General features: G+C 68.1%; 28 protein-coding genes and 1 pseudogene. 12 read left to right on the top strand and 17 right to left on the bottom strand.

Annotated features, from left to right (window positions below; genetic code table 11):
• The first annotated feature begins 51 nt into the window (after window positions 1-51).
• Window positions 52-945: an EamA family transporter gene (locus ASF34_RS21430; protein ID WP_026175901.1), complete on the top strand. Its 894-nt coding sequence runs from the start codon at window positions 52-54 to the stop codon at window positions 943-945.
• Between the two features lie 221 nt (window positions 946-1,166).
• Here ASF34_RS21430 and ASF34_RS21425 read toward each other — a convergent pair whose 3' ends face one another.
• On the bottom strand, window positions 1,167-1,937 hold the full coding sequence (locus ASF34_RS21425; RefSeq protein WP_056164421.1) for an NAD kinase: 771 nt from the start codon (window positions 1,935-1,937) through the stop codon (window positions 1,167-1,169).
• Window positions 1,938-2,023: 86 nt separating this feature from the next.
• On the opposite strand from ASF34_RS21425, the gene cutA reads away from it, so the two are divergent.
• A complete protein-coding gene (cutA, locus tag ASF34_RS21420; protein ID WP_018043636.1) occupies window positions 2,024-2,344 on the top strand; it encodes a divalent-cation tolerance protein CutA in 321 nt (106 codons plus the stop codon).
• A gap of 102 nt (window positions 2,345-2,446) precedes the next feature.
• Here cutA and ASF34_RS22945 read toward each other — a convergent pair whose 3' ends face one another.
• The 12 genes from ASF34_RS22945 to croR form a co-directional block, all read right to left on the bottom strand.
• On the bottom strand, window positions 2,447-2,614 hold the full coding sequence (locus tag ASF34_RS22945; RefSeq protein ID WP_018043635.1) for a hypothetical protein: 168 nt from the start codon (window positions 2,612-2,614) through the stop codon (window positions 2,447-2,449).
• Window positions 2,615-2,824: 210 nt separating this feature from the next.
• Window positions 2,825-3,070, bottom strand: a complete 246-nt coding sequence (locus tag ASF34_RS21415; protein WP_238253892.1) for a hypothetical protein — start codon at window positions 3,068-3,070, stop codon at window positions 2,825-2,827.
• 107 nt (window positions 3,071-3,177) lie between these two features.
• Window positions 3,178-4,473 (bottom strand): oxalate/formate MFS antiporter, encoded by a 1,296-nt coding sequence (gene oxlT / locus ASF34_RS21410; protein WP_056149589.1) that lies wholly within the window; start codon window positions 4,471-4,473, stop codon window positions 3,178-3,180.
• A gap of 644 nt (window positions 4,474-5,117) precedes the next feature.
• A complete protein-coding gene (locus ASF34_RS21405; protein WP_056164417.1) occupies window positions 5,118-6,251 on the bottom strand; it encodes a glycosyltransferase in 1,134 nt (377 codons plus the stop codon).
• Entirely contained in the window at window positions 6,248-7,000 is a 753-nt protein-coding gene (locus ASF34_RS21400; protein ID WP_056164415.1) for a lysophospholipid acyltransferase family protein, read from the bottom strand. The genes ASF34_RS21405 and ASF34_RS21400 overlap by 4 nt, the downstream gene beginning before the upstream one ends.
• 59 nt (window positions 7,001-7,059) lie before the next feature.
• Window positions 7,060-8,604 carry a phytoene desaturase family protein gene (locus ASF34_RS21395; RefSeq protein WP_056164629.1) on the bottom strand — a complete coding sequence of 515 codons (1,545 nt, stop codon included), beginning with the start codon at window positions 8,602-8,604 and terminating at the stop codon, window positions 7,060-7,062.
• 181 nt (window positions 8,605-8,785) lie between these two features.
• On the bottom strand, window positions 8,786-9,991 hold the full coding sequence (locus ASF34_RS21390) for an ABC transporter permease (protein ID WP_056164411.1): 1,206 nt from the start codon (window positions 9,989-9,991) through the stop codon (window positions 8,786-8,788).
• Window positions 9,988-10,965, bottom strand: coding sequence for an ABC transporter ATP-binding protein (locus ASF34_RS21385; RefSeq protein WP_056164408.1), 978 nt, complete (start codon window positions 10,963-10,965; stop codon window positions 9,988-9,990). Before ASF34_RS21385 ends, ASF34_RS21390 begins: the two co-directional genes overlap by 4 nt.
• An 11-nt stretch (window positions 10,966-10,976) precedes the next feature.
• Entirely contained in the window at window positions 10,977-11,381 is a 405-nt protein-coding gene (locus tag ASF34_RS21380; protein ID WP_056164405.1) for a DUF2141 domain-containing protein, read from the bottom strand.
• A gap of 14 nt (window positions 11,382-11,395) precedes the next feature.
• A complete protein-coding gene (crtI, locus tag ASF34_RS21375) occupies window positions 11,396-12,976 on the bottom strand; it encodes a phytoene desaturase family protein (protein WP_056164403.1) in 1,581 nt (526 codons plus the stop codon).
• A 124-nt stretch (window positions 12,977-13,100) separates the two neighbouring features.
• A complete protein-coding gene (locus tag ASF34_RS21370; RefSeq protein WP_056164400.1) occupies window positions 13,101-13,967 on the bottom strand; it encodes a TrmH family RNA methyltransferase in 867 nt (288 codons plus the stop codon).
• A gap of 26 nt (window positions 13,968-13,993) precedes the next feature.
• On the bottom strand, window positions 13,994-14,473 hold the full coding sequence (croR, locus tag ASF34_RS21365; protein WP_018043624.1) for a 3-hydroxybutyryl-CoA dehydratase: 480 nt from the start codon (window positions 14,471-14,473) through the stop codon (window positions 13,994-13,996).
• 178 nt (window positions 14,474-14,651) lie between these two features.
• On the opposite strand from croR, the gene ASF34_RS21360 reads away from it, so the two are divergent.
• From ASF34_RS21360 to ASF34_RS21350, 3 genes are all read left to right on the top strand, one after another.
• Window positions 14,652-15,263 (top strand): cation transporter, encoded by a 612-nt coding sequence (locus tag ASF34_RS21360; RefSeq protein ID WP_018043623.1) that lies wholly within the window; start codon window positions 14,652-14,654, stop codon window positions 15,261-15,263.
• Window positions 15,264-15,273: 10 nt separating this feature from the next.
• Window positions 15,274-16,125 carry a metallophosphoesterase gene (locus ASF34_RS21355; protein WP_056164398.1) on the top strand — a complete coding sequence of 284 codons (852 nt, stop codon included), beginning with the start codon at window positions 15,274-15,276 and terminating at the stop codon, window positions 16,123-16,125.
• A 127-nt stretch (window positions 16,126-16,252) separates the two neighbouring features.
• Window positions 16,253-16,474, top strand: a complete 222-nt coding sequence (locus ASF34_RS21350; protein ID WP_056149563.1) for a hypothetical protein — start codon at window positions 16,253-16,255, stop codon at window positions 16,472-16,474.
• Between the two features lie 3 nt (window positions 16,475-16,477).
• On the opposite strand, the gene ASF34_RS21345 is transcribed toward ASF34_RS21350, so the two are convergent.
• The gene (locus tag ASF34_RS21345; RefSeq protein WP_056164396.1) at window positions 16,478-16,855 is read right to left on the bottom strand and encodes a 4a-hydroxytetrahydrobiopterin dehydratase; all 378 of its coding nucleotides are present in this window, start codon (window positions 16,853-16,855) and stop codon (window positions 16,478-16,480) included.
• A 255-nt stretch (window positions 16,856-17,110) separates the two neighbouring features.
• Here ASF34_RS21345 and ASF34_RS21340 point away from each other — a divergent pair, with 255 nt between their 5' ends.
• The 7 genes and pseudogenes from ASF34_RS21340 (at window position 17,111) to ASF34_RS21310 (ending at window position 24,441) form a co-directional block, all read left to right on the top strand.
• On the top strand, window positions 17,111-18,097 hold the full coding sequence (locus ASF34_RS21340; RefSeq protein ID WP_018043619.1) for an ABC transporter substrate-binding protein: 987 nt from the start codon (window positions 17,111-17,113) through the stop codon (window positions 18,095-18,097).
• A gap of 59 nt (window positions 18,098-18,156) precedes the next feature.
• Entirely contained in the window at window positions 18,157-18,909 is a 753-nt protein-coding gene (locus ASF34_RS21335; protein WP_056164392.1) for an ABC transporter permease, read from the top strand.
• A complete protein-coding gene (locus ASF34_RS21330) occupies window positions 18,890-19,639 on the top strand; it encodes an ABC transporter ATP-binding protein (protein ID WP_056164388.1) in 750 nt (249 codons plus the stop codon). Before ASF34_RS21335 ends, ASF34_RS21330 begins: the two co-directional genes overlap by 20 nt.
• A 704-nt stretch (window positions 19,640-20,343) precedes the next feature.
• Window positions 20,344-22,229: pseudogene (locus ASF34_RS21325) on the top strand (methanol/ethanol family PQQ-dependent dehydrogenase).
• A gap of 134 nt (window positions 22,230-22,363) precedes the next feature.
• A complete protein-coding gene (locus ASF34_RS21320; RefSeq protein ID WP_018043615.1) occupies window positions 22,364-22,969 on the top strand; it encodes a c-type cytochrome, methanol metabolism-related in 606 nt (201 codons plus the stop codon).
• Window positions 22,969-23,823, top strand: coding sequence for a rare earth element methanol dehydrogenase accessory protein XoxJ (xoxJ, locus tag ASF34_RS21315; RefSeq protein WP_056164386.1), 855 nt, complete (start codon window positions 22,969-22,971; stop codon window positions 23,821-23,823). The genes ASF34_RS21320 and xoxJ overlap by 1 nt, the downstream gene beginning before the upstream one ends.
• A 72-nt stretch (window positions 23,824-23,895) precedes the next feature.
• Entirely contained in the window at window positions 23,896-24,441 is a 546-nt protein-coding gene (locus ASF34_RS21310) for a L,D-transpeptidase family protein (RefSeq protein WP_056164383.1), read from the top strand.
• Here ASF34_RS21310 and folK read toward each other — a convergent pair.
• From folK to folP, 3 genes are read right to left on the bottom strand one after another with little or no spacing between them, the layout of a single operon-like run.
• Entirely contained in the window at window positions 24,396-24,926 is a 531-nt protein-coding gene (gene folK / locus ASF34_RS21305; RefSeq protein WP_056164380.1) for a 2-amino-4-hydroxy-6-hydroxymethyldihydropteridine diphosphokinase, read from the bottom strand. The two genes, ASF34_RS21310 and folK, sit on opposite strands and share 46 nt — an antisense overlap.
• Entirely contained in the window at window positions 24,923-25,300 is a 378-nt protein-coding gene (gene folB / locus ASF34_RS21300; RefSeq protein ID WP_056164377.1) for a dihydroneopterin aldolase, read from the bottom strand. The genes folK and folB overlap by 4 nt, the downstream gene beginning before the upstream one ends.
• The gene (folP, locus tag ASF34_RS21295) at window positions 25,297-26,133 is read right to left on the bottom strand and encodes a dihydropteroate synthase (protein ID WP_056164374.1); all 837 of its coding nucleotides are present in this window, start codon (window positions 26,131-26,133) and stop codon (window positions 25,297-25,299) included. Before folP ends, folB begins: the two co-directional genes overlap by 4 nt.
• Window positions 26,134-26,175: the final 42 nt, after the last annotated feature.

Below are 26,175 nucleotides of genomic sequence, written 5' to 3'. Positions count from 1 at the left end.
TCCGGCGCCATGATCGTCGCCCCTTCGCCCTCATCCGGCTATGAGGGCGGCATGACAGGCACCGACACCCGAGCCGTTCTCGCCGGCCTCGCCCCCGTGGCCGCCCTGGTGGGCTCGATCGTCTCCCTCGTGATCGGCACCTCCTTCGCCAAACAGCTGTTCCCGGTCATCGGCGCGGAGGGCACCTCCGCCTACCGCGTCACCCTGGCGGCGGTGCTTCTGCTGGCCGTGTGGCGGCCCTGGCGCCGGACCCTCGGCCGGCGGGATGCCGGTGTGGTGGTGCTCTACGGGCTCGTGCTCGGCGGCATGAACCTGCTGTTCTACCTCTCCCTGCGGACGATCCCCCTGGGGCTCGCCATCGCCATCGAGTTCGTCGGGCCGCTCCTCGTGGCGGTAGCCTCGTCGCGGCGCGCCGTCGATCTCGTCTGGGTGGCGCTCGCCATGCTGGGGCTGTGCCTGCTGCTGCCCCTGGACCGGGCGAGCTCCGGCCTCGACCCCGTCGGCGTCGCCTGCGCGCTGGGCGCGGCCCTGTGCTGGGCGCTCTACATTCTCGTCGGCCAGAGGGCGGGGCACCTGCCCGGCGGGCAGGCGGTGGCCCTCGGCATGAGTGTCGCGGCCCTGGTGATCCTGCCCTTCGGGATCGCTCAGGCGGGCATGGCGCTGCTCTCCCCCTCCCTCGTCGTGGCCGGCCTCGCCGTGGCGATCCTGTCGAGCGCGATCCCGTATTCCCTGGAGATGGTGGCCCTGCGGGGCCTGCCGCGCCAGACCTTCGGCATCCTGCTCAGTCTCGAGCCGGTCTGCGGCGCGCTCGCCGGCTTCCTTATCCTCGGGGAGCGCCTCACGCCCCTGCAGGGTGCCGCCATCGCCTGCATCATGGCGGCCTCGGTGGGCAGTACGGTCGGTGCGTATCGGGCGAAACGAGAGAATCTGCGTCAAGCTGGGTGAGCGAGGAAGATATAGTCTCTGCAGTCTATTGCAGGCGTCCGTTCTTGCAATCGATGAGGATCTGCGCCGTTGACGCGGCACGTCTTGCCCCGACGCTCCGGGCGCCCGGGAAAGGTGCCGGCACTGACGGGAGCGGGAAAAGCCGCGCCCCATCCCCGGACGGCCGGAGCGCCAGCGGAACCCGATCCGGCGGCCGGCGCGAGACGTCGCGCAGCGTCACGTCAGCCGAACTGTTCGCGAAGAATCCGCTCGTCGAGGCTGTGGCCGGGATCGTGGAGGAGGGTGAGGTCGGTCTTGAGGTCGAGCCAGGTCTCCACGGTGCAGACCCGGCGGAACTCGGTGTGGTCGGCCACCGCGGCCACCGGGCGATGCGCCGCGTCGAGCACCTCCACCTGGATGCGGGCGTGATCCGGCAGCAGGGCGCCGTGCCAGCGCCGGGGGCGGAAGGCCGAGATCGGGGTCAGCGCCAGGAGCCGCGAATTCAGGGGCAGGATCGGGCCGCCCACCGAGAGGTTATAGGCGGTGGAGCCGGCGGGCGTCGCGCAGAGCACACCGTCGGCGATGAGCTCGGGCAGGCGCACATGTCCGTCCACCGAGATCTTCAGCTTGGCGGTCTGGTGCGTCTGGCGCAGCATGTAGACTTCGTTGATGGCACGCGCCGTGTGCCGGCGCCCCTCCACGTCCACCGCCTCCATCATGAGCGGGTGGATGGTGCTGCGCTTGGTGCTCTCCAGCCGTTCGAGGAGGTTGTCCTCGCGGTACTCGTTCATGAGGAAGCCGACGGTGCCGCGGTTCATTCCGTAGATCGGCGTGCCGGCCAGCATGAAGCGGTGCAGCGCCTGCAGCATCAGCCCGTCACCGCCCAAAGCCACGATCACGTCGGCCTCTTCGGGCGCGACGCTGTCGTAGCGCCGCATCAGCGTGTCCGCTGCGCTCCTCGCATCGGCGGTGGGGCTCGCGATGAAGGCGATCCTCTGGAAGCGCCGCGCCATGGATGATCGTCCGCTCGTGTTGACGCCGGGCTTCGCCGCGCGCCTCATTCCCCTCGGAACAGGCCGCTGACCCGGAGACCCATAGCATGGAGCGTCCGCTTCTCGTCTACACCACCTTTCCCGATGCCGAGACGGCGCTGGCCATCGGCGAGGAACTGGTGCGCGGCCGGCTCGCCGCCTGCGTCAACGTCCTGCCGGGAATGCGGTCGGTCTATGCCTGGAAGGGGGCGGTGGAGCGGGGTGAGGAGGTCGTCGCCATCCTCAAGACGCGGGAGGGGCTGGCCGATTCCCTCGCCGCCGCGCTGAAGCAGCGCCATCCCTACGAGACGCCGATCATCCTGCATCTCGCCACGAGCGGGGCCGATGCCGACACCGCCTCGTGGATTCTCGCTGAGACCGGCGGTTGAGGCGCGTCCGATCGCCATCCCGCCGGGCCATGAAAAACCCCGCCGCGGCGGGGCCTGGCGGGGACAATCCGTGGGGGAGGGGCCCGATCGACCGGTCTCGGCTCAGGCAGCCAGACGGTAGGACGCCCGGGCGTTGTCGTTGATGGCGACGAACATGCCGGCCGAGGTGGTGCCGGCGACCGGCGCGGCCGATTCGGGACGATCCGTGAGCAGGGCCAGGGCGGGGCCGACGGCGACGGCGGCGAGACCGAGGATGAACAGAGCGATCATGACAGGAGCCTCTCTTGCAACTGCGATGAAGCTTATATCGCACCGCACCATGATCCTTGGTATATCACATTCCGTATGACGCCCATGTTTCCGGCGCTGAGCTGCGCCGTCGTCTCGGCGGAGGCGATGCCGCGCGAGGGGAGAGGGATGGAGCGGGAGGGGAGCGCGTCGCTGTTCCGCGCCGCCTTTTCCTCCTCGGTCGAGGGCGTCTCAACGGTGGTTGCCGCCGGACATGCCGGGCATCAGCGGCAGCGTGTGATGCCCGTCGCCGAAGATGATGATGGATAGGGTCAGGCCCAGGGCCGCGACATACAGAACCGCGAAGAGATCGCGGTTGGCACCGGCTGTGGCGAGCACCAGGGCGGCGAACGGAATACTTTGGAGGGCGAGGATGGCGGCGATGTTCATCTCGGGCACTCCGGCGATGGCCGAGCAGAGTTGGACATGACGGCGCATGGGGCGACACGGGAGGGCGGACAGGATGGCGCCCCTCGGACGGGACGCCATCGGCTCCTTCGGTCGTGCCGGGCTCGCCCCGCCGGTCGGGCGGGGCGAGGGGTCGGTCAGGCGTGGGCCAGGGCGCCGGCCGGAGTGACCGAGCCGTTGGCGACGTGGTGGCGCTTGAGCATCGGCCGGAGGACGGCCACGGCCAGGAACGCGGCGAAGAGATCCATGATCGCCACCGTATACAGCACCGTCGCCCAGGTGCCCGTGGCCTGCATCAGGATGTTGCCGAGCGGGACGAACAGGGCGGCGAAACCCTTGGCGCAGTAGAGCACGCCGTAGATCTTGCCGATGTGCTTGGAGCCGAACGTATCGGCGGCCGTGGCGCTGAACAGCGAGTAGACCTCGCCCCAGGCCAGGAACACGATGCCGGACAGGATCACGAAGGCCCAGGGGTTCGAGCCGAAGTAACCGAGAGCGACGATGCCGATGCCCTCCATGGTGAAGGCGATGAACATCGTCTTCTCACGCCCGATCCGGTCCGAGATGTAGCCGAAGAGCGGCCGCGAGATGCCGTTCATGATCCGGTCGAGCATCAGCGCGAAGGGCAGGGCCGCCATGGCGAAGAAGTACAGGTTGACCTGGAACTCCTTCACGCCGAGATCCTGCGCGATGACGCCGAGCTGGGCCACGGCCATCAGGCCGCCGGTGACCGTGCAGGTGAACATGAGCAGCATGACGTAGAAGACCGGCGTGCGCAGGGCTTCCCCGAGGGTGTAGTCGCGCCGGCTCTGCAGGACCTTGGTCGAGAAGATGACCTGGTCCTTGGCCGGGGAGCGCAGGCCGATGGCGGCCAGCATGATGACCGCGCCCTGGATCAGACCGAAGATGAAGAAGGCCTGGGCGTAGCTGCCGTGCGAGATCATGCTGGCGATCGGCAGGATCGTGAGGGCCGATCCGGCGCCATAGCCGCCCGCGGTCAGGCCGACCGCGAGGCCGCGCTTGTCCGGAAACCATTTCAGGGCGTTGTTGATGCAGGTGGCGTAGACGCAACCGACGCCGATGCCGCCGGCCACGGAGCCGAGATAGAAGCCCGTGAGCGAGGTGGCGTAGGAGTTGATGACCCAGGCGAGGCCGGTCATCAGACCGCCGAACATCACGACCCGGCTCGGGCCGTACTTGTCGATGAAGTAGCCTTCAATCGGGGTCAGCCATGTCTGCACCACGACGAAGATCGTGAAGGCGACCTGGATCGCGGCGCGGTCCCAGCCGAAGGTCTTCTGAATTTCCGGGACGAACAGCGTCCAGGCGTACTGAATGTTCGCTGCCGCGACCATACAGGCCACGCCGAGGACGAGTTGGAGCCATCGCTTTGAAGGTTGCGCCGTTATGGGCGCGGTCACGGACGTCGCCATGAGCTTTCTCCCTGATCATGGACATGGATACTTGAGGGCTTGGAGATCGAGGCACCCCAGCGGATCGGCTCCCTCGGCCGCGGCAAGTGATCGTCGGGATCAGAAGTCGTCAGCTGGTATTCAGTATTTGGCATATCAGATGTGCTGGCAAGCACCATAATGCATGTAAGGGCGGAGATTTGCTGGGATTTCGCGAAATCTTGCCCTATAGCGCCCCACGAATGAGCAGGATGTTTCATCCACCACAGTCGGGGAAATTAATCGGGACGGGGCGGTCCCGGGGGTGACGAGAAGCGGGACCATCGAAGCCATCGCATTCCGACCTGTTTGACTGGCACGGGCAGGCTATGATCGGATCCCTATCGGGGTAGACAATGTTGCGCCGCGTAGACCCGAGTATTCGATCTGCATAAATTATAAAACTAAGAGTTTTTGACATTTACGTCAAAAAAAACAAACACTTGGTATACTTCGTTCCACGGTCCGACGGACCTCGGTCCGGACGACGCTTCATCGTCGTGACGCCGGGACTGTCCTTGCGTCACGGGGAGGGGAACCGTGCGCGCGGCCGTCACCCGGGGAGGCGGACGGGAGACGCCGCCGCTCGGAAACCCAGCCTCGCCGACAGCCGGGAAGAGGGCGAGTTACGCCCCCCGCACCGGATAGCTCCGCCCCTTCCACACCGCCGCTCCGGCGCGCTTAGGGTCCAGCAGGACGTTCCACTGGATCGCCAGGGCCACCGCCACCCCGAACGGGTGGAGGAGGACGGTCGCGGCCGGCTCGTGGGTGACGAGGGTGATCGCCGCGCGGGTGGCGAGCGACACGACGAGGGCGGCGAGCGCCACCAGCCCGGCCGTGGGTGTCGCGAGGCCGAGGGCGGCGGCGAGGACGAGGACGAGCGGCAGGACATGGCCCGCGAGCAGGAGCAGCGTCCAGACCGGGAGGGCGCGGGGCGTGGCCATGCCCTCATGGGCGTTCTTCGAGAACCCAGCCCAGGATTCGGCGAGGTTCCGGTACATCCGGCAGGTGGCGAGCGCGTGCCCCGCCACGAGGTCGGTGCGATGACCGGCATGGCGCAGGATCCGGGGCAGGAACACGCCGTCATGCAGGCGTCCGCGGATGGCGCCGTGGCCGCCGGTCTCACCGTAGACGGAGCGGTCGATGAGGACGAGCTGGCCGCAGGCGGCGCCGAGAGCCGGACGGAGCGAGGCGCGCATCATCGGCACGGGGAGGTAGCCGACGAGGAGGAAGTTGATCATCGGCACGGTGAGCCGCTCGCCGAGGCTGCGCATGATCTGGCGCGGCACGGCGCTCACCAGGGCGGCCCCCGTGGCGCGGGCATGGGCGACGAGCCCCGCCGCGGCGCCGGGCGTCAGGGTGACGTCGGCGTCGATGAAGAGGAGGTGCCCGCCCCTCGCCTCGGCCGCGAGGGCGGCGCAGGCGTGGTTCTTCCCCGTCCAGCCCTCGGGCAGGGCGGGAACCGGGACGAGCCGGAGCCGGGGATCGGTCTCCGCCAGGGCGCGGACGAGGCCGGCCGTGGCATCGGTGGAATGGTCGTCCCCAACCAGCACCTCCACGGCGATGCCGGTGCTCGCCAGGGCGGCCCGCACCGTGCCGACGATGGTACCCTCCTCGTCGCGGGCGGGGATCAGGATCGAGACCAGCCCGTCCTGCGCCGATTCCGGCTCCGGTGTGCGCAGGGCGATGAGGTTCGCGCAGGCCAGGATGGCGGGGAGGAGGGCGAAGGCGAGGGCGACGAGCGCCAGGACGAAGGTCACGGGGCTCTGTCTTTCTCGGAGCTGTGGGCCGGGTCGAAGCGGCGGCCGGTGAGGACGGCCCGCATCCGGCGCCAGCCGTCATAGATTCCGCCGATACCCTTGCCGCCGGAGGTCAGGGTCGTGAAGCGCTCGGGCTCGCGGGCGACGACGTCCGCGGAGAGCCGGTCGAGGGTGGCGGTCAGGTCGGCCTCCATCCGGGCCAGCCGCTCCGGGCGGGACAGGGCGAGGAGATCGGCACCCCGCACCGGCGTGCCGAAGGCCGCGAAGGCTTCGGCGCCTCGTTCTTCCCAGAAGGCGTAGTCCAGGGCGAGGGGCACGAACAGCGCGTCCGGGGCGATCTCGGGGAGTCTCGCCACTCCCGCGCGCAGGTCGAGCGGGCGGGCGCGGACATCGACGAAGCGTCCCTGCGCCGTGATCCAGAGCATCTGTCCGGGCGCGCCGAGGATCGCGCGGGAATGGGCAAGGAACTGCGCCGCCCCGCGCAGCGACTCGAGATCCACCGGAAACGCACCGATTCGCCCGAAGACCGCGTATTTCTCCAGCGCCGCCGCATCGAACGGGGCGTGGCTCGTCCGTTCCGGAAACAGGCGGCCGGCCAGGAGGATCACCACGGCCGCGTCCCACCAGGACGGATGGTTGAGGACGACGACGATGGGGCCGGCATGACCGGCACAATCCGGCGCGCCCCAGCGGGCGAGCCGGAGCGCGTTCATGTGCCGGCGCAGGAAGCGGTCGAAATACCCGACCATGAACCGCCAGATCAGCGGCGAATGACGGGGAGCCGGTCGGGCCGGGGACGCCGGCGGCCTCACGCGCTCTGCCGTACCTCGCTACCGGCCGCCCCACCCTGCCGAGCGTCGGAATCGAGCGCGTCGGCGGCGATCCAACCCGACATCATCACCATGGGCATGCCGGGGCCGGGATGAGCTGCGCCGCCGGCGAGATACAGGCCGCGCACCTGCCGCGAGCGGTTGCCCGGCTTGAACGCGCCCATGAACTTGCCGTGCGAGGCGAGGCCGTAGATCGCCCCGTTGAGCACCTTGTAGCGCTCGTGGATGTCCTGCGGCGTCAGATGGCGCTCGACGACGATGCGCTCTTCGAGATCCGGCATGTGGCCGGTGCGCTTGAGCTTGTCGAGGATGACCTGGCGGTAGGCCGGGAACATCTTGGACCAGTCGTGGTGCGGCCGCAGGTAGGGCGTGTGGACGAGGACGTAGAGCGCTTCGCCGCCCTCGGGCGCCACCGACGGGTCGGTGGAGGAGGGGGCGGCGAGATAGGCAGTCGGGTCCGGGGCCGGCTCGCCCTTGCGGTAGATGTAGTCGAACTCCTCCTCCGGATCGCGGGAAAAGACGAAATCGTGATGGTTCAGGTGCTCGTAGCGCTTGTTCAGGCCGAGATAGAGCACCACGCCCGAACAGGCCGGCTCGAAGCTCTTCTTCTCGTAGGCCTTGCCGACATCGCCGCCGACGAGCTCGCGATAGGTGCGCACCGAATCCATGTTGGAGATCACTGCGTCGAACGGGGTGATGCCGGCGGCGGTCTTCACGCCCTTCACCGTGCCCTTCTCGATGGCGAGACCGGTGACCTCGTCGCCCGGACGAAGGGTGGCTCCGAGTTCGGAGGCGAGCTTCGTCAGCGCCTCGGCCACCGCGCGGGTGCCGCCCATCGGGTACCAGACCCCCTCGGCGGTCTGCATGTGGGCGATGGCGCAGAGCACGGCCGGCGCGCCGTAGGGGGACGAGCCGACATATTGCACGAAATGGTCGAGCATCTGCGCGAGGCGCGCATCCTTGACCTTCGAGCGGATGGTGCCGGCCACCGACGAGCCCATGCGGAGGGAGAGCACGTCCCGCAGGGTACCGGGATTCATGTTGGCGCGGATGTTGATCGTGTCGAACAGATCCTCCACCGGCTTCCAGAAGAAGAACTTGTTCGAAACGTCGTGCAGGTGCTCGGAGATCTCGAGGAACTTCTTGTAGCCCTCGCCAGCGCCGGTATTGGGCGCGAAACGCTCCATGTCGGCGGCCATGGTGGGCACGTCGGCCATGAGGTCGAGATGGGTGTCGTCGTCGAAGAAGCAGCGCCATTGCGGATCGAGGCGGCGCAGGTCGAGGTAGTCGTGGATGTTGCGGCCGGCTTCTTGGAAGATCCGCTCCAGCACCTTCGGCACCGTGAGGATGGTCGGGCCCATGTCGAAGCGGAACCCGCCCTCGTGCAGCACCGCCGCCTTGCCGCCGAGCCAATCGTTCTTGTCGTAGAGGGTGACTGTGTGGCCGCGCGCCGCGCTGACGCAGGCCGCCGCGAGGCCGCCCAACCCTGCGCCGACTACGGCGACCGAAGACCCGACCCGCATGTTCATCGTCACTCCCTGGGCCCGGCCGATGCCATGCCTCACGGGTGAAGCTAGACCGGATCGCCGCGCGGTCAACGCGCTAACCGGTCGCGCCATCGGAGTTATCGCCCATTTCAGGGCCGGGAGCGGGGATAGGAGGTCCGGCTCGGCCAGTTTCGGGTTCGAGGTGACGCTCGCTGGCTCAAACCACCCGGCGCGCCACCAGACCCACGGCGGCCACCAGGCCCAAGGCCGCCACGGTGATCATCACCCCCCAGGCCGGCATCGCCGCGGCCATGCCTTCGCCGAGCGCCGTCTGATAGGCCTCGATCGCCCAGGCGTTGGGGGTGAGCCAGCCGACCTGCTGCAGCCAGGGCGGCATCAGGAAGCGCGGCACCATGCTGCCGCCCACCGCCGAGAGCAGCAGGACGCCGAAGGTGGAGGCGAGATGCGCCTGCTGGCGGGTATTGGCGGCCGCGCAGGCGGCGAGCGCCAACCCCGCCGCCATGGCCGAGACGAGGAACGAGGTGACGATCCAGGCCGGCCAGTGCGGGCCGATCTCGACCCCATAGACGAGTGCGGCGGCGGCGAAGATCAGCCCGGCCTGGACCACGCCCTGGATCACCAGGAACAGGAACTTCCCCACCACCACCACGGCGAGCCCTCCGGGCCCGGCCATGAGCCTGTCGGCGAGGCCCGATTGCCGCTCCTCCACCAGGGACATCGCCCCCTGCATGGCCGCGAACAGCAGGAACACGGCGGTGATGGCGCCGGCATAGTAGCTGACCCGCTCGTTGGTGCGGCCCGAGGCGGTGCTCCGGCGCTCCACCAGGGAGGCGAAGGAGAACGGCTCCTTGCGGGCGCGCTGCTCGGCGAAGGCCGAGTTGAGGAAGGCGCGTTCGTCCGGCCCGATCTTGCCCGACCGTTCCACGTCGGCGACGATCCGGGCGAGGACCACGTCCGGCAGGGCCTCGTTGAGGATGCGCTGCAACTGGCCGAGCGCGATCGGCGTGGCCAGGGCCCGGGCGGGATTCTCGATGAGGATCACCGGCTGGGCGGCCTCGGGCGGGGCTCCGGCCACGGGTGCGTCGAGATCGCCGCGCAGGACCAGGGCGGCGTCCACCTCTCCGCGCCGGACCGCGCCCGTCGCCCCGGCGAGATCGGTGGCCTTCAGACGCTCGATACGCAGGGAGGTGTCGGCCTCCAGGGCCGCCATCAGCCGCTCGGTGGTCGCCGTGCGGGCGAGGTCGACGAGACCGAGATGGATGCGGATCCGGTCGCCGATGGCGCCCGAGAAGATCGCGGCGAAGATCATGAAGATCACGGTCGGCAGGACGAAGGCCATGACCAGGGCGGCGCGGTCGCGCCGCAGGCTGATCAGCATCACCCGGAAGGCGGCGGTGATCATGCCTCGTGTCCCGTGTGGAGGGGCATGGCCCGGTCCGGTCCGGCGCGGTCGAGAGCCTCGCGGTAGATCGCGTCCAGACCCGGCGTGCGGATGCGGATTTCCCCCACCGGCACGCCTTGCGCCCGCAGGCTGCCGAGGAGGGCGGTTCCGTCGAGCCCGGCCCGGTGGCTCGCCCGCCAGGTCAGTCCGGTATCGATGGGGGTGAATCCCGCCCGGCGCAGGGCCGCCACGGCGTCCGGGCCGGCGGGATTGGTGAGCGCCACCTCGTGCTCGGGCACTTCCGCACGGATGCGTTCGAGGAGGAGGGCGAGCCGGCCTTCATGGATGAGCCGCCCGTCCGCCAGGATGGCGACACGGTCGGCGAGGCGTTCGGCCTCGGCGAAATCGTGGGTGGCGATGAGGATCGCGGCGCCCTGCTCCCGCAGGCGGGCGAGCACCGCATGGATCGCGGCGCGCGCGTGCAGATCCACTCCCTGGGTCGGTTCGTCGAGGAGGACGAGGCGCGGCCGCGCCATCAGGCTCGCGGCGATGTTGGCCCGGCGCTGGTAGCCGCCGGACAGGTGGCCCACCGGACGCCGCGCCACCTCGCCGAGATCGGCCAGATCGAGGGCGGCCTGGACCGCCGCCTTGCGCTCGCGCCGGCCGATCCCGGAGAGCTGTGCGAAGACGGAGAGGTTCTCGGCCACGGTGAGGCGCGGATAAAGGGCGATCTCCTGGGGCACCCAGCCGATGGCGCGCCGCGCCTCGCGCTCACGGAACGGGTCGGCACCGGCGATCCGCACGGTGCCGCTCTCCGGCGGCAATCGTCCGGCCACAATGCGCATGAGCGAGCTCTTGCCGGCACCGTTCGGCCCGAGCAGGGCGAGGGTCTCTCCGGCTTCGATCCGGCAATCGACGCCGCGCAGGACGCGATGCCCGCGATAGGCGAGGGTGGCGCCCCGGACCACGACCAGGGGCTCCTGTCCCGGATTCATGAGCGGCGGGGTCAGCGGGGTGGCAGGGCGCGGACGAGGCGTACCCGCACCGCGACCCCGGGCTCGCGCAGGGTGAAGCGCGCGCGGCTGAAATCCGGGCGGGCACGGCCCATCTCGCCGGAGAAGCCATAGGGTTCCAGCGGCAGGCCGAGGCCGGTGCGGTCGAGGCGGCGGTTGCCGTCGAGATCCTGGTAGGCGGCGACCGCGTAGATACCGGGCTCGATCCCGGTGAGGACCACCCGCCGGCTGCGGCCGTCCGCCGGGACGTCCTGCCCGTTGCGGCATTCGGCCTCCGACAGGCCGCCCTGGCACAGGGCGACGTAGACCGTGCCGGCGCCGGGCTCGATCCCCTCCACCAGCACCTCGACCGTGGCCGCTTGCGCGCCGCCGCAGGCCAGGGCGACGGTGAGGGCCATCGCGAAAACGCCCCTCACGAAGCGTCGCCCGACGTGGCGAGCGGCTGGGTGGTTGGGATGCCGGCGGTCTCCGCGCCGACGCGCCCGGCGGAGAGTTCCTCGATGAGGAGGCGGGCGGTGATGCGCGCGCCCTCGTAGATCACCGGTAGGCCCGAACCCGGATGAGTGCCGCCGCCCACGAGGTAGAGCCCCGGTCCGAAGCGGTTGTGAGGGCGGAAATACAACATCTGCATCAGGTCGTGGGCGAGGTTGAAGGTGGCGCCCTCATACACGAAGAAATCGTCCTGCCATTGCGACGGGTCGACGATGCGCTCGTAGCGGATGCGATCCTCGATATCGTCGAGGCCGAGCAGCTTCAGCCGGTCGAGGACGAGGCGGCGGTAGCTCTCACGGGTGGCGGGCCAGTCGATCCCCGATTTCAGGTTCGGCACCGGCACGAGGACGTAGAGGCTGGTATGGCCGGCCGGCGCCATGCCGCCATCGGTGTAGCCCGCGTGCTGGACATAGAGCGAGGGCTGCATCGGCAGGGTGCCCTCGGTGATCTCCCGGATGTTGCGGGCGTATTCCTCCGACAGGAAGATGGTGTGGTGGCCGAGCCCCGCCGGCACTTTCCCCTCGATCCCGAGATACATCATGAAGGTCGAGCAGGAGAGGCGGGCCTTGTCGATCTTGGCGTCGCGCCAGCGCGGGCGGTGCGTCTGAGGCACCAGGTCCTTGATCACCTTGGCGAAATCGCCGTTGATGACCACGGCGTCGGCCTTCAGCGTCTCGGTCCCGCAGACCACGCCGATCGCTTTCTTGCCCTCGAAGAGCACCCTGTCCACCGAGGTGCCGAGGCGGATGTCCACGCCCATGCGGCGGGCGAGCCCGGCCATCGCTTCCGACACCGCGCCGCAGCCGCCGACGGGATGATAGACCCCGTGCTCGTATTCGAGGAACGACAGGATCGTGAACAGGCTCGGGCACCGGAACGGCGACATGCCGAGATATTTGGTCTGGAACGCGAAGGCGAGGCGGACCCGCGGGTCCTTGAAGTAGCGCTGCAGGTCCTTGTCGACGCTGCGGCCGGGATGGAGGTGGGGCAGGGCGGCGATCATGGCCGGTGAGGCCATGGCGCGCAGGGTGTGGAAGGCCTGTTCCAGCACGGGCTTGAAGAATTTCAGCTTCACCCGGTTGTCGGCGAAGAACTTCCGGACGTTCTTGGCGTCGTCCGGGGCGATGCGGGCGACCTCGGCCTCCAGCCGCTCCATGTCGTTGGTGGCGCGGATCTCGCCGCCCGCCTCGAAGACGAGGTGGTATTGCGGGTCGAGCCGTTCGAGCTTGACGTGATCCTCGAGTCGCTCGCCGCAGGTCTCGAAGATGTCAGCGAGAATCTGTGGATAAAGGAAGAAGGTCGGGCCGATGTCGAACCGGTAGCCGCCGGGGGCCTCCACGGTCTTCGTCCGGCCTCCCACGGCCGGGTCCTTCTCGACCAGGGTGACGTGAACGCCGGCGCGGGCGAGAAGAAGTGCCGTCGCCAATCCCCCAGGACCGGCGCCGACGACGATGACGCGGCGTCCTGACAGGGTCCGCAGGCCATCCCGTGACTGAAGCAACGCAATCAACTCCCTCGTCGACGACCTCCGATGGGAAACCTCCCATGCGCCAGGCGTATCGGCATCCGTGCCAAGCTCAAAGCCCGGAGTCGGGGATGCCACCCATACCGGTCTAGCTTGCCGCCTAATCTCGACCGGCGGCAGGGGCGGGACAATTGCCACGGATTGTCGCGTGTCCGCATGAAGGATGCTGCATGGCCAGATGGTGGAGCGCCAATGCCCCGGCGGTGGCCACGTTCAGCGAATCGAAGCCGGCGGCCATGGGGATCCGCACGGTGCGGATCCGCGCCATCAGGCCGTGCGACAGGCCCGGCCCCTCGGTACCGAGCAGCAGGAGCGTGCGGGGCAGCGGCGGCAGCTCGGCGAGCACGTCGTCTCCCCGCGGGCTGAAGGCGAGGGGAACGAGGGCGTTGGCGTGCGCGAAGCCCAGCATCGCCTCCGCGTCGAGGCGGGCGAAGGGGACGGTCAGCGCCGCGCCGGCCGAGACCCGGATGGCCTTGCGGTAGAGCGGGTCGCAGGTGGCGGGGTCGAGGAGCACGCCGTCGGCCCCGAAGGCCGCGGCGTTGCGGAACAGGCCGCCGACATTGTCGTGGTTGGTCAGCCCGACGAGGCCGGCCACGAGGGCAGGGGCCGGAGGCGGCGGAAGGGCGAGGGGAGGCTCCGCTCCGCGCACCCCCACCGCCATCACGCCCCGGTGGATCGGGAAGCCGGCGATGGCGCTCATCACCGCCTTCGAGGCCGTATAGACCGGCACCGAACCGGGCAGGGCGGCGAGCGCATCGGAGAGGGGCGCCACCCGCTCATGGCTCAGCAGCAGCGATTCGGGCGCGAACCGCGCGGCCCCCGAGAGCAGCACCCGCAGGGTCACCTCCCCCTCGACGATGAACCGGCCCTCGCGCCCGACGAGGTCGCGCTCGCGCATGGCGGCATAGGCGGCGATGCGCGGATCGGCGGGGTCGTCGATGGGGATGGGTGTCACCGGTGGCCGCATCCTGTGCCCTGGCGGACGATGCCGCGCTACGCGCTCGCGGGACGTCCGCCCATGCGGATGGCAAGCGGGTCCGCCTCTTCCCTCGTGGGCACCTTCACCAGGGCCTCGCCGTCGAGCACGACCTCGCCGGCGACGGAGCAGGTGCATTTGAGACGGGCGCGGCGGCGCTCGGGGACGAGTTCCGCCACTTCGACGGTGACCTGAACCGTATCGCCGATGCGGACCGGAGCGCGAAAGTTCAGGGTCTGGCTGATGTAGATGGCGCCGGGGCCGGGCAGGCGGGTGCCGAGCACTGCCGAGATCAGGCCGGCGGTGTAGAGGCCGTGGGCGATACGGGTGCCGAAGGGCGTGCGCGCCGCGAAATGCTCGGAGAGGTGGATCGGGTTGCGGTCGCCGGTGATCTCGGCGAAGCCCACCACGTCGGAAGAGGAGATCTCCTTGTTCAAGGTTTCGGACAGGCCGACTTCGAGATCCTCGAAATACAGCACGCGCAGCTCTGGCATCATCGGTCGGTCTCCCCCGCCTCACGTCGTTGTCACGGGCATGATCCCGCGTCTGACGTGTCGCGTCGCACAAGCGGTGCTGCAAATCCAGCGCAAGGACATCGAAAAATCGGCGCTCGACAGATGTGTCGTACCCAGTCCAAGAGGCGAAGACCTGCCCGTGAGTCGATCCTGAAAGCCGATGACCGACGCATCCGCCCCGGCGATTCCCATCTCCCTGCGTCCCGTCGTCCTCCGGGTGGCGGGGCTGAACCTCGCCTATTTCGGCGTGGAGATCGCGGTGGCCGTGGCGATCGGTTCCCTCGCGCTCATCGCCGACAGCCTGGACTTCCTAGAGGACGCGGCCCTCAACCTGCTGATCTTCGCCGGGATCGGCTGGAGCCTGCGCAACCGCGCCCGCCTCGGCATGGTCCTGGCCGGCATCCTGCTGCTGCCCGCCCTCGCCACCGCCTACGCCGCCTGGGAGAAGGTGGCGGACATGGCCCCCCCCGCGCCATTGCCGCTGACGCTCGCCGGCCTTGGGGCGCTCGCCGTCAACCTCACCTGCGCCGTGATGCTGGCCCGCCACCGGGACGGGGGAGGAAGCCTGACGCGGGCGGCTTATCTCTCCGCCCGTAACGACGCCTATGCCAATCTCGCCATCATCGGCGCCGGCCTCGTCACGGCGTTGACGCTCTCGCCCTGGCCCGATCTCGTGGCGGCGGCCGGCATCGCCGTGCTCAACGCCGATTCGGCGATGGACATCCTCAAGGCCGCCCGCGCCGAGTGGCGCGCGGCCCATCCAGCGGCCTGAGAGGTCTCCCTTGCGCCTGTTCCCGATCTCCGACCTGCATCTCGAGCGCCGCCGTCCGGAAACGATCGCCCGGCCGGACGCGCCGTTCGACGTCCTGGTCTGCCCGGGCGATCTCTACGAGGGTCGACCGGAGGCCGGCCTCGCGGCGCTTCGCGGGATCGCGCAGGGACGACCCATCGTGCTGGTGCCGGGCAACCACGAGCATTATGCGCCGACCGGCGATTCACGCACCGCGCCCGCGCTGATCGCCGCCCTCGAGGCGGAGGTGGCGCGGATCAACGACGAGGGGGAGGGCGCTCCGGTCCACCTCCTCAACCACGGGGCATGCGTCGTCCTCGACGGCGTGCGCTTCGTCGGCACCACCCTGTGGAGCGACTGGGCTCTCGCCGGCCGCTGGCTCGACGAGACCGTGCCCGACCGCCCGGCCGATCCCGTCGCCTATGCCGCCGCGCGGATGACCCACCCGGTGACGGGCTCGCGCGAGTTCCGCGGCTCGATCCGCAAGGGAGATGGGAGCGTCTGGTCGCCGGCCGACGCCATGGCGGCGCATCTGGCGCAGAAGGCCGAACTCGCCGCCGCCCTCGCCGCGCCGCATCCTGGCCCCACCGTGGTCGTCACCCACCATCCGGCGAGCCCGCTGGCGGCCGACGCGTTCCGGGCCATCCCTGGCGTGCCCTGGTGGGTGCCGGCCTTCTACGCCACCACCGCCCTCGACGACCTGCCCGAGGCGAGCCGCCCCGACCTCTGGGTCTCCGGCCATTTCCATGCCGGCCACGACCTGCGCATCGGCCGCACCCGCTGGATCGCAAACCCGGTGGAGGGCGGGACGTATTCGGCCGAGCGGTTCGTGGAGGTGGGGTGAGGGGCGGGCGCGGCCGGCCTCGGCTCTCGGATCGTCTTTCGAGAGCGCGCGTCCCGCGAAACCTCCTCCCCCCGCCCTACGTAGGGGCGGGCAGGGGCGCCGCCCCGTGCCAGGATCGGAGTCGCCCATGAACACCTTCATCGCCGTCGTGCTCGTCTGCGCCAACGCGATTCCGATCGAATCCTGCTCCGACGACAGGGCGAGCGAGGTGCGCAAGGTCCGCGTCTCGAACGAACTCGGCTGCACCAACGGCTGGCAGGAGATCATCTCCCGCACCGACATCGGCGAGGAGATCGGCAAGACCGCCTACCTCAAGACCGAGTGCCGCCGGGTGAAGGAGGCGCAGTGACCCCTATTTGTCGTACTTGATGTAGGCGAAGCGCGCGTCGGCGGGCGTGCCCTCGAGGCCCTGGCCCTCGGTGCCCGGCTGCCAGCCCACCACCTCCTCGATCTTCTTCGCCAGGGCGAAGTCCTTGTCGGTGATGCCCTTGGCGGCGTGGTTCATCAGCCGCACCTCGACCCAGGCATAGGAGGCGGTGAGGTCCGGGTGGTGCCAGGCGGCTTCCGCCAGGTGGCCCACCGTGTTGATGACCATGAGGGTGCTCTTCCAGCCCGCCGTCTTGTAGGTCCGCCGGATCCAGCCGTCCTCGTAGGTCCAGGCCGGCAATTCGGCGGCCAGACGCTCCGAGATGGTAGCGTCGTCGAGGGCGTCTTCGCGCGATCCGGCCATGGCTGCACGTCCTTTGAATGTCGGGGTGGTGGTCTAGGAACTCTGCGACGCGCCGCGTGTCCGGGCAAGGCTGGCGGCAAAGATCTCCGGAACCGCGAATGCCGTGGTCGCCTGCGACGTGGTGGCCCTGCCCCCTCCGGCAGCCGATCGGATCTGTGGACGCCGGGGGGGCGAGACCCTATGAAGAAAGAACAATAGTTCGTCGGTCCCGGATGCCGGGGCCGGATACGGGCCGGTTCCAGGGAGACGACGTTCATGCTGTCACGGCGCGGAGTGCTCGCGACGGCTGCGCTGTGGCCTCTGGCCGGGTCGGTGACGGCCGCGGCCGCCGCTCCCGCAATCCGTGTCGGAAGCCTGCCCTTCGGCACCGTGGCCTGGGAGGCGGCGGTGATCAAGGCGCGCGGGCTCGATGCCGCCAACGGTTTCACCCTCGACGTGGTCAAGCTCGCCGGCAACGATGCCGCCCGCATCGCCTTCCTCGGCGGACAGGTCGACACCATCGTGGGCGACCTGCTCTGGGCCGGGCGCCTCGGCAACGAGGGCAGGGCGATGCGCTTCATCCCTTATTCCACCACCGAGGGCTCGCTGATGGTGCCGGCGGGCAGCGCCATCGCCGGCCTCAAGGATCTCGTCGGCAAGCGGCTCGGGGTGGCCGGCGGACCGCTGGACAAGAACTGGCTCCTGCTCAAGGCCCAGGCCAAGGACGCCGCCGGCATCGATCTCGAATCGCAAGCGCAGGTCGCCTACGGCGCGCCGCCGCTCCTGGCGCTCAAGCTCGAACAGGGCGAGCTCGACGCGGCCCTGCTCTACTGGACCTATTGCGCCCGTCTCGAGCCGAAGGGCTTTACCCGCCTCATCGGGTCGGACGACATCATGCGCGCGTTCGGTGCCACCGGATCCATCGCGCTCATCGGCTACCTGTTCGAGGGCGCCACCGTATCGGAAAAGGCCGAGGCCATCGCCGGCTTCGCCCGCGCCGCTCGCACCGCCAAGGAGATGCTGGCCAACGATCCCACCACCTGGGACGTGGTGCGGCCGCTGATGTCGGCGGAGGACGAGCCGACCTTTGCGGCGCTCAAGCGTGATTTTCTCGCCGGCATCCCGCGCCGGCCGCTCGCCACAGAGCGCGCGGATGGCGAGCGCCTGTTCGGCGTGCTGGCCAGGCTCGGCGGCGAGCGGCTGGTGGGGGCGGGCAAGACCCTGCCCGCCGGCCTGTATTTCGACGGGGCCGGAAACGGTTGAGCCGCGTCACGCCCTCCCCCGCGGTACGCTGAATCGTGGCCCGGCCCGGCGCGAACGCCATGGGAGAGGCGACTCGGGGAGTGGCGACTCGTCTCGTCTCCGTGCTGGTGCTGCTCGCGGCCTGGCAAGCGGCGGCGTCACTCGCGGAATCGCGGCTCCTGCCCGCGCCCCTCGCCATCCTCGATTTCATCGTGAAGGAATCCGCCACCGGCGACCTCTGGCGCAACGTCGGCATCACGTTGACGCGGGTGGGCGTCTCCTTCTTCTTCGCCATGGGGCTCGGGGTGCTGCTCGGCATCGCGCTCGGCCGCTGGAAGGCGCTCAACCTCGTCCTCGATACGCCGCTCCTCATCCTCCTCAACACGCCAGCCCTGGTGATTACGGTGCTGGCCTACATCTGGGTCGGCCTCAACGAGAGCGCGGCGGTGCTGGCGGTGGTGCTCAACAAGTTGCCCAACGTGGCGGTGATCGTACGTGAGGGCGCGCGCGGCCTCGATCCGGGGCTCGAGGAGATGGCGCGGAGCTACCGTTTCGACCGCCGCACCTGGATCGCCCACGTCCTGGTGCCTCAGCTCCAGCCTTTCGTGGTGGCCGCCGCCCGCTCCGGCCTGTCCCTCGCCTGGAAGATCGTGCTGGTGATCGAGCTGCTCGGGCGTCCGAACGGGGTGGGTTTCGCCATCAACTTCTACTTCGTCCAGAGCCTGAACGTGGCGGCCATCATCGGTTACAGCGTCGTCTTCATGAGCGTGATGATCGCCATCGACATCCTCATCCTCCAGCGCCTCGAAGCCCATGTCCGACGCTGGCGCTGAGAGGGCGGACGCGCTCTCCGTCTCCATCCGCAGCAAGGTCTACGGAGCCGGCGGCCCGGAGCCGGTGGAGGCGGTGCGCGATCTCTCCTTCGTCGTCCGCCGGTCGGAGATCGCCTGCCTCATCGGCCCCTCGGGCTCCGGCAAGACCACGACCCTGCGCATCCTGCTCGGACTCGACGACGCCTATGACGGCGCGGTGACCCCGGACCCACGCGAGGCCGGAATCGCCATGGTCTTCCAGGAGCCGCGCCTCCTCCCCTGGCGCAGTGTCGAGCAGAATGTCCGCCTCGGCCTGCCCCGTGCCGAGCGGGGGCGCGATCTCGACGCCCTGTTCGAGTCCCTCGGGCTGACGCCATGGCGCGGCCGCTATCCGGGAAAGCTCTCCCTTGGGATGGCGCGCCGCGTGGCGCTCGCCCGTGCCCTGGCCCTCCGTCCCCGCATCCTGGTGCTCGACGAGCCCTTCGTGTCCCTCGACGACAGGGCCGCGGCGTCCCTGCGGGAGATCGTGGTGGCGACCGTGGCGCGCGAGGGAATGAGCGTGCTCATGGTCACGCACAACGTGGCGGAGGCCATCGAGATCGCGGACCGGCTCCTGCTCGTCTCGGCGCGCCCGGCGAGCCTGCTCGCTGCCGTCGCCCTCGACCGGCCCCGAAGCGAGCGCGATAGGGCTTGGGCGGAAGCGATGCGGGAGGACCTCGCGAATCGTTTTCCGGGCGTCATCGCCGCCTGAATGCGCTTTCACGGTGGCAGGGGAAGCGCACGATATCGCCGACGCGACATTATGCACATGTGCTCGGCGTTTAGGCCGCTGTCGGTGGCGTCTACGCAGTCATGCGGCGAGACAACGCAGCGCTCGATCGAATGGCGCCCAACCGATCCCGAGACATGCACGGCCAGCGCAGGATTTGCCGGTGAGTATTGCATGATAATTCATGCCGATGGAGTTTGAGTTTGGCCTCGTATCGAACGAAGTGACCGTTTTATCGAACAATCTTCGTCAGTTCAGGGGATGACTGGCATACCAAGCGGCCTGCATGCGCGTGACGCATAAGAAGCGCACGAGTCTTTTAAATGCTTTTGTCTTGAGATTTCTCGATTTTGCAGCGCAACATTTTAGGGTGCGCTCGCTCAGATCACGGTCAACGAAGACGTTCGTTCACCAGGTCTTGATGCCGCCTGAGGTCAAGCTTGCTCAATCGAGTTGACGCCGCCGCAATTTTTCTTAGAGTTCATTCAAGCTTCGGTTCGAAGGGGCGCCGCAAAGGGGTAGCGGCGACCGGGAGAGCAAGCGGTGGTTTGGGCGAAAATCTCGCGGAAACAGCCGCTTAGGAAACTCTATCGAAGTGAACTATCCCTGTCGCAAATAACAGGTCGCACAAGTGGGGGCAGGTTTCGCTGCTCTCCAGGCGTGTCAAAGACTTGTCGGAGGAATGCATGAGAGCGGTCCATCTTCTCGCACTCGGCGCTGGTCTGGTGGCTTCGGCCCCCGCCTTCGCCAATGACGACGTCCTGAAGCGCTCGGCCGATCCGGCCCAGCAGGTTCTGCAGACGGTCGATTACGCCAACACGCGCTATTCGAAGCTCGACCAGATCAACGCCGGCAACGTGAAGCAGCTGCAGGTGGCCTGGACGTTCTCGACGGGCGTCCTGCGCGGCCACGAGGGTTCGCCTCTCGTCGTCGGCAACATGATGTACGTCCACACCCCCTTCCCGAACATCGTCTACGCCCTCGACCTCGACAAGGACGGCGTGATCGTCTGGAAGTACGAATGATGTACGTCCACACCCCCTTCCCGAACATCGTCTACGCCCTCGACCTCGACAAGGACGGCGTGATCGTCTGGAAGTACGAGCCCAAGCAGGACCCGAGCGTCATCCCGGTGATGTGCTGTGACACGGTCAACCGTGGCCTGGCCTATGCCGACGGCGCCATCATCCTGCACCAGGCCGACACCACCGTCGTCTCGCTCGACGCGAAGTCCGGCAAGGTGAACTGGTCCGTCGTCAACGGCGACCCCAAGAAGGGTGAGACCAACACCGCCACCGTTCTTCCCGTGAAGGACAAGATCATCGTCGGCATCTCCGGCGGCGAGTTCGGCGTGAACTGCCACGTCACCGCCTACGATTCCAAGACGGGCAAGAAGGTGTGGCGCGGCCACTCCCAGGGCCCCGATGCCGACATGATCATGGACCCGGAGAAGACGACGTCTCTCGGCAAGCCGGTCGGCAAGGATTCCTCGCTGAAGACCTGGGAAGGCGATCAGTGGAAGACGGGCGGCGGCTGCACCTGGGGCTGGTTCTCCTACGACCCCAAGCTCGACCTGATGTATTACGGGTCCGGCAACCCCTCGACCTGGAACCCCAAGCAGCGTCCGGGCGACAACAAGTGGTCCATGACCATCTGGGCGCGTAACCCCGACACCGGTGCGGCCAAGTGGGTCTACCAGATGACCCCGCACGACGAGTGGGACTACGACGGCATCAACGAGATGATCCTCACGGATCAGAAGGTCGACGGCAAGGATCGTCCGCTCCTCACCCACTTCGACCGTAACGGCTTCGGCTACACCCTCGATCGCGCCACCGGCGAGCTCCTGGTCGCCGAGAAGTTCGATCCGGTGGTGAACTGGGCCTCCAAGGTCGACATGGACAAGGGCTCCAAGACCTACGGTCGTCCGCTCGTCCAGGCCAAGTACTCGACCGAGCAGAACGGTGAAGATACCAACTCCAAGGGTATCTGCCCCGCGGCCCTCGGCACCAAGGACCAGCAGCCTGCTGCGTTCTCGCCGAAGACCAACCTGTTCTACGTGCCCACCAACCACGTCTGCATGGACTACGAGCCGTTCCGGGTGTCCTACACCCCCGGTCAGCCCTACGTCGGTGCGACCCTGGCCATGTACCCGGCCCCCAACAGCCACGGCGGCATGGGTAACTTCATCGCCTGGGACGGCGTCGCTGGTAAGATCAAGTGGTCGAACCAGGAGCAGTTCTCGGTGTGGTCGGGCGCCCTCGCCACCGCTGGCGACATCGTGTTCTACGGTACCCTCGAGGGTTACCTGAAGGCCGTTGACTCCAAGACCGGCAAGGAACTCTACAAGTTCAAGACCCCGTCGGGCATCATCGGCAACGTGATGACCTACCAGCACAAGGGCAAGCAGTTCGTCGGCATCCTGTCGGGTGTCGGTGGCTGGGCTGGCATCGGCCTCGCGGCCGGTCTGACCGACCCGAATGCCGGTCTCGGCGCGGTGGGTGGCTATGCCGCTCTCTCGAACTACACCAACCTCGGTGGTCAGCTGACCGTCTTCGCGCTCCCGAACTAATCGGTCGCACGAAGCCTGAGACGATAGGGTGCCGGCGCGGGTTTCCGCGCCGGCACCTTTATGATTAGATCGTTATTAAGAACACTTCGAACGTCGACCGAACGGGTCGACGGTTGCTCCTGGGAGAAACGTCGTTGCAGTACCAAAGCAAAGCCGCCATCCGTCCGCTCGTGGCCGCCCTCGTTTTCGCATTCGCCTCCGCCGGTGCCGTTCAGGCCCAGGACGCCAAGCCCGCCGATCCCGCCGTGGCGAACCAGCTCGATCCCAATGCTCCTGAGAAGGACGCCAAGCTGATCGACAAGTATCAGGCGGTGAAGGTCGAAGACGGCAAGTATTTCGATAAGGACGGCGCCCCGACCTACCACATCACCAACGACGGCAAGAAGTTCGACTGGTACGCCTATTCCGGCTACCGCCGCTATCACGCCGAGTGCCACGTGTGTCACGGTCCCGACGCCATGGGTTCGACCTACGCACCCGCCCTCAAGGATTCGCTCAAGCGCCTATCCTACGAGGAGTTCGTCGGCATCATCGCCGGTGGCAAGCAGGACATCAGCTCGAGCGGCACCAACGTGATGCCCGCCTTCGGCGATAACAAGAACGTGATGTGCTACGCCGACGACCTCTACACTTACCTGAAGGCCCGCGCCTCCGGTGCGATGCCGCGCGTGCGTCCGACCGACAAGGAAGACAAGCCGGAGGCCGCCAAGAAGGCCGAGAAGGAGTGCCTGGGCGGCTAATGGCTCGCTTTGGCTCCTTCACAACGACGGTTTGCGCGCTCCTGCTGATCTCGGCAGGGGTGCGCCCCGCATCTGCGCAGTCGCTTCCCGATCTCGTCACCACCGATGTCCTGCGCGTCTGCGGAGATCCCGGCAACATGCCGTTCTCCCAGCGCAAGGAGGACGGGTTCGAGAACAAGATCGCGGCAATCCTCGCCGACGAACTCAAGGTCAAGCTCCGCTATTACTGGCTGACGCAGGGGCCTGGATTCGTCCGCAATACGCTGGGCACCGGCCTGTGCGACCTGATCATCGGTTCGGCCGCCGGTGGAGAACTCGTCCAGCACACCAACCCTTATTATCGCTCCAGCTACGCTCTGGTCACCCGCGACGGTGATCTCGAGGGCGTGATGAAGCTCGACGACCCTAAGCTCAAGGGTAAGGCCATCGGCGTCATCGGTGGCACGCCGCCCGTGAACCGAATGGGCGAGGTCGGCCTCATCGCGTCGATGAAGGCCTACGCACCTTACCAGCTCGATCCCTCGCGCAAGTACCAGACCGTCTCCGCCGAGGTCATCGGTGATCTCGCCGAGAAGAAGATCGACGCGGCGATCCTGTGGGGGCCGGCCGCGGGTTGGCTCGCCAAGCAGAGCGGTGTCGCCATGAAGGTCGTGCCACTCCTTCAAGAGCCGGATCGTCCCGCTCTCACCTTCCGCATCGCCATGGGCGTGCGGATGGAGGAGAACGACTGGAAGCGCAGCCTCAACACGATCCTGCGCAAACGCCGGGCCGATATCGAGAAGGTCTTGCGCGACTACGATGTCCCGTTGCTGGAGGACGAAGGCAACAAGCTCCTCGAGCCGGCGGCACCCTGAGGCCGGGCCTTGCCGGTCGTCACGATCGGCGGGGTTTGCTATGAGCCTCCCGAATCAATGGGGAGGGCGGTTATGGGACGAGTGCGGATCGGTCTTGCGGTCGGGGCTCTCGTCGCCATCGCTGCGGTGGGCGTCGTTGCGGCCGATCGCATGCAGATCGGCCGCGTCGCTCCGGATCTCGTCGCCGAGACCGAGCGCGCCGACCGCGTCCTCGTGGAGAAGTCGGCCCGGCGCCTGACCCTGTTCCGAGAAGGGCGAGTCCTCGCGACCTATCCCATCTCCCTCGGCTTCTCTCCCATCGGCCACAAGCAGCGGGAAGGTGACGGGCGCACGCCGGAGGGGCTCTATTCCATCGCCTATCGCAACCCCCTCAGCGTTGCCCATCTGTCCCTGAAAGTGTCCTATCCGAACGAGGCCGATACGAAAGCCGCCCGTGACGGCGGCTACGAGCCGGGCGGCGACATCATGATCCACGGGATCATGAACGGCTTGTCCTGGCTCGGCCGGCTGCACCGGCTCAAGGACTGGACCAGCGGATGCGTCGGCGTCGCCAATGACGAGATGGCCGCCATTTACGCCCGGGTGGATGTGGGGACGCCCGTCGAACTGCGGCCCTGAGCGGCCGGATTTAAGTCCCGCACGATGCCGGCGGTGTCGAGCTTCGACAGGGCCTGGCTCACGGTCTCCGGCCCGATGACGAGATTCGGGGCGATCTCGGCGAGCGGAACCAGGACGAAGGCGCGTTCCCGTACGAAACGATGCGGCAGGACGAGACGCTCGTCGGAGATCGCCGCCCCTTCATACGAGAGCACATCGATGTCGATGACGCGCGGTCCCCAGCGCCGCTCCCGCACTCGGCCCATGGCGGTCTCGATGGCGAGGCCTGTCTCCAGCAGGTCGTGCGGGGTCAGTTCGGTCTCGACGGCGATGGCCGCGTTGAGGAACCAGTCCTGGTCCGTATCGCCCCAGGGAGGCGTGCGGTAGTCGCTGGAGCGCGCCGTGAGCCGGATGCCCGGGCTGGCTTCGAGCCGTTGGATCGCCTCGGCGATGGTCGCGGCCTTGTCGCCGATATTGCTACCGAGACCGAGATAGGCGGTACTCATCGTGCCAGTCCCGCGCGGCTGCGCAAGATCGAGATGGCGACGCCGTCGATCACCGCCGGGACCGGCGCGCTCGGTTTGTCGACGCGCACGACGATGCTCTCCACGCCCGCGAATCGCTCGAGGATCTCGGCAGCGATGGCCTCGGCCAGAGCTTCGATGAGGGCGAAGCGCCGGGTGGTGGCGATGCGCACGACGATCTCGGTGAGATCGGCATAGCTCACGGTCTTCGCCATGTCGTCCGACAGGCCCGCCGGCCGCAGGTCGATCCGGCAGTCGAGGGAGATGTAGAAGCGCTGACCGATCCGCGCTTCCTCTTCGAGGAGGCCGTGATAGGCGAAGACGGCGATGCGTTCGACGAGGATGCGGTCGGTCATGAGGCTGTCCGCATCACGGCGTCGACCACGCGGAGGGCGTCGACATGGGGAGCCACGTCGTGGACGCGGACGATGTCGGCCCCCAGCGTGGCGGCGAGGACATGGCTCGACAGCGAGCCGATCAGGCGGTCCACCGGCTTCGTCTCGGCATCGTGCAGGCGCCCGAGCATCGATTTGCGCGAGACGCCGACGAGGACGGGAAAGCCCAGCGCCTTGAGTTCGGGCAGGCGCCTCAGAGCTTCGAGATGCTGGGCCCAGCTCTTCCCGAAACCGATCCCCGGATCGAGCACGATGTCCGCGTCCGGGATGCCGGCGCGGCGGGCGATGTCGAGGGAGCGCTCGAAGAAGCGCAACATGTCGGCCACGATGTCGATGGCGGGATCGATGGTCTCGCGATTGTGCATGACCATGACCGGCGCACCATGGGCTGCGGCCACGCGGGCGATGTCGGGCTCGCGCTGCAGGCCCCAGACATCGTTGACGATGCGCGCGCCGGCAGCCAGCGCCGCATCGGCGGTGGACGCCTTGTAGGTGTCCACCGAGATGGGGACCGCAAGGCGCGGGGCGAGATCCCGGATGACGGGAAGGATGCGCGCTTGCTCCTCCTCCGCCGACACGGGCGTGTGACCCGGGCGCGTCGATTCCCCGCCGATGTCGACCAGGGCCGCTCCTTCCGCCACGAGGGCATCGGCCTGGGAGCGCGCCGCCTCGACACCTTCGAAACGCCCCCCATCGGAGAAAGAATCCGGGGTGATGTTGAGGATGCCCATGACGAGCACGTGCTCTCCGAGACCGGGCAGGAGGGTTTTCAGGATCGGGGGAGAAGACGTCACGGGGGCTCTTCGACGAGGGATCGATCTCTATGCTGTAGACCA

It is taken from the genome of Methylobacterium sp. Leaf106, from assembly GCF_001422895.1.
GTDB lineage: Bacteria > Pseudomonadota > Alphaproteobacteria > Rhizobiales > Beijerinckiaceae > Methylobacterium > Methylobacterium bullatum.
The sequence above is the reverse complement of the archived record's forward strand: the minus strand, read 5'-3'. Positions and strand labels throughout refer to the sequence as shown.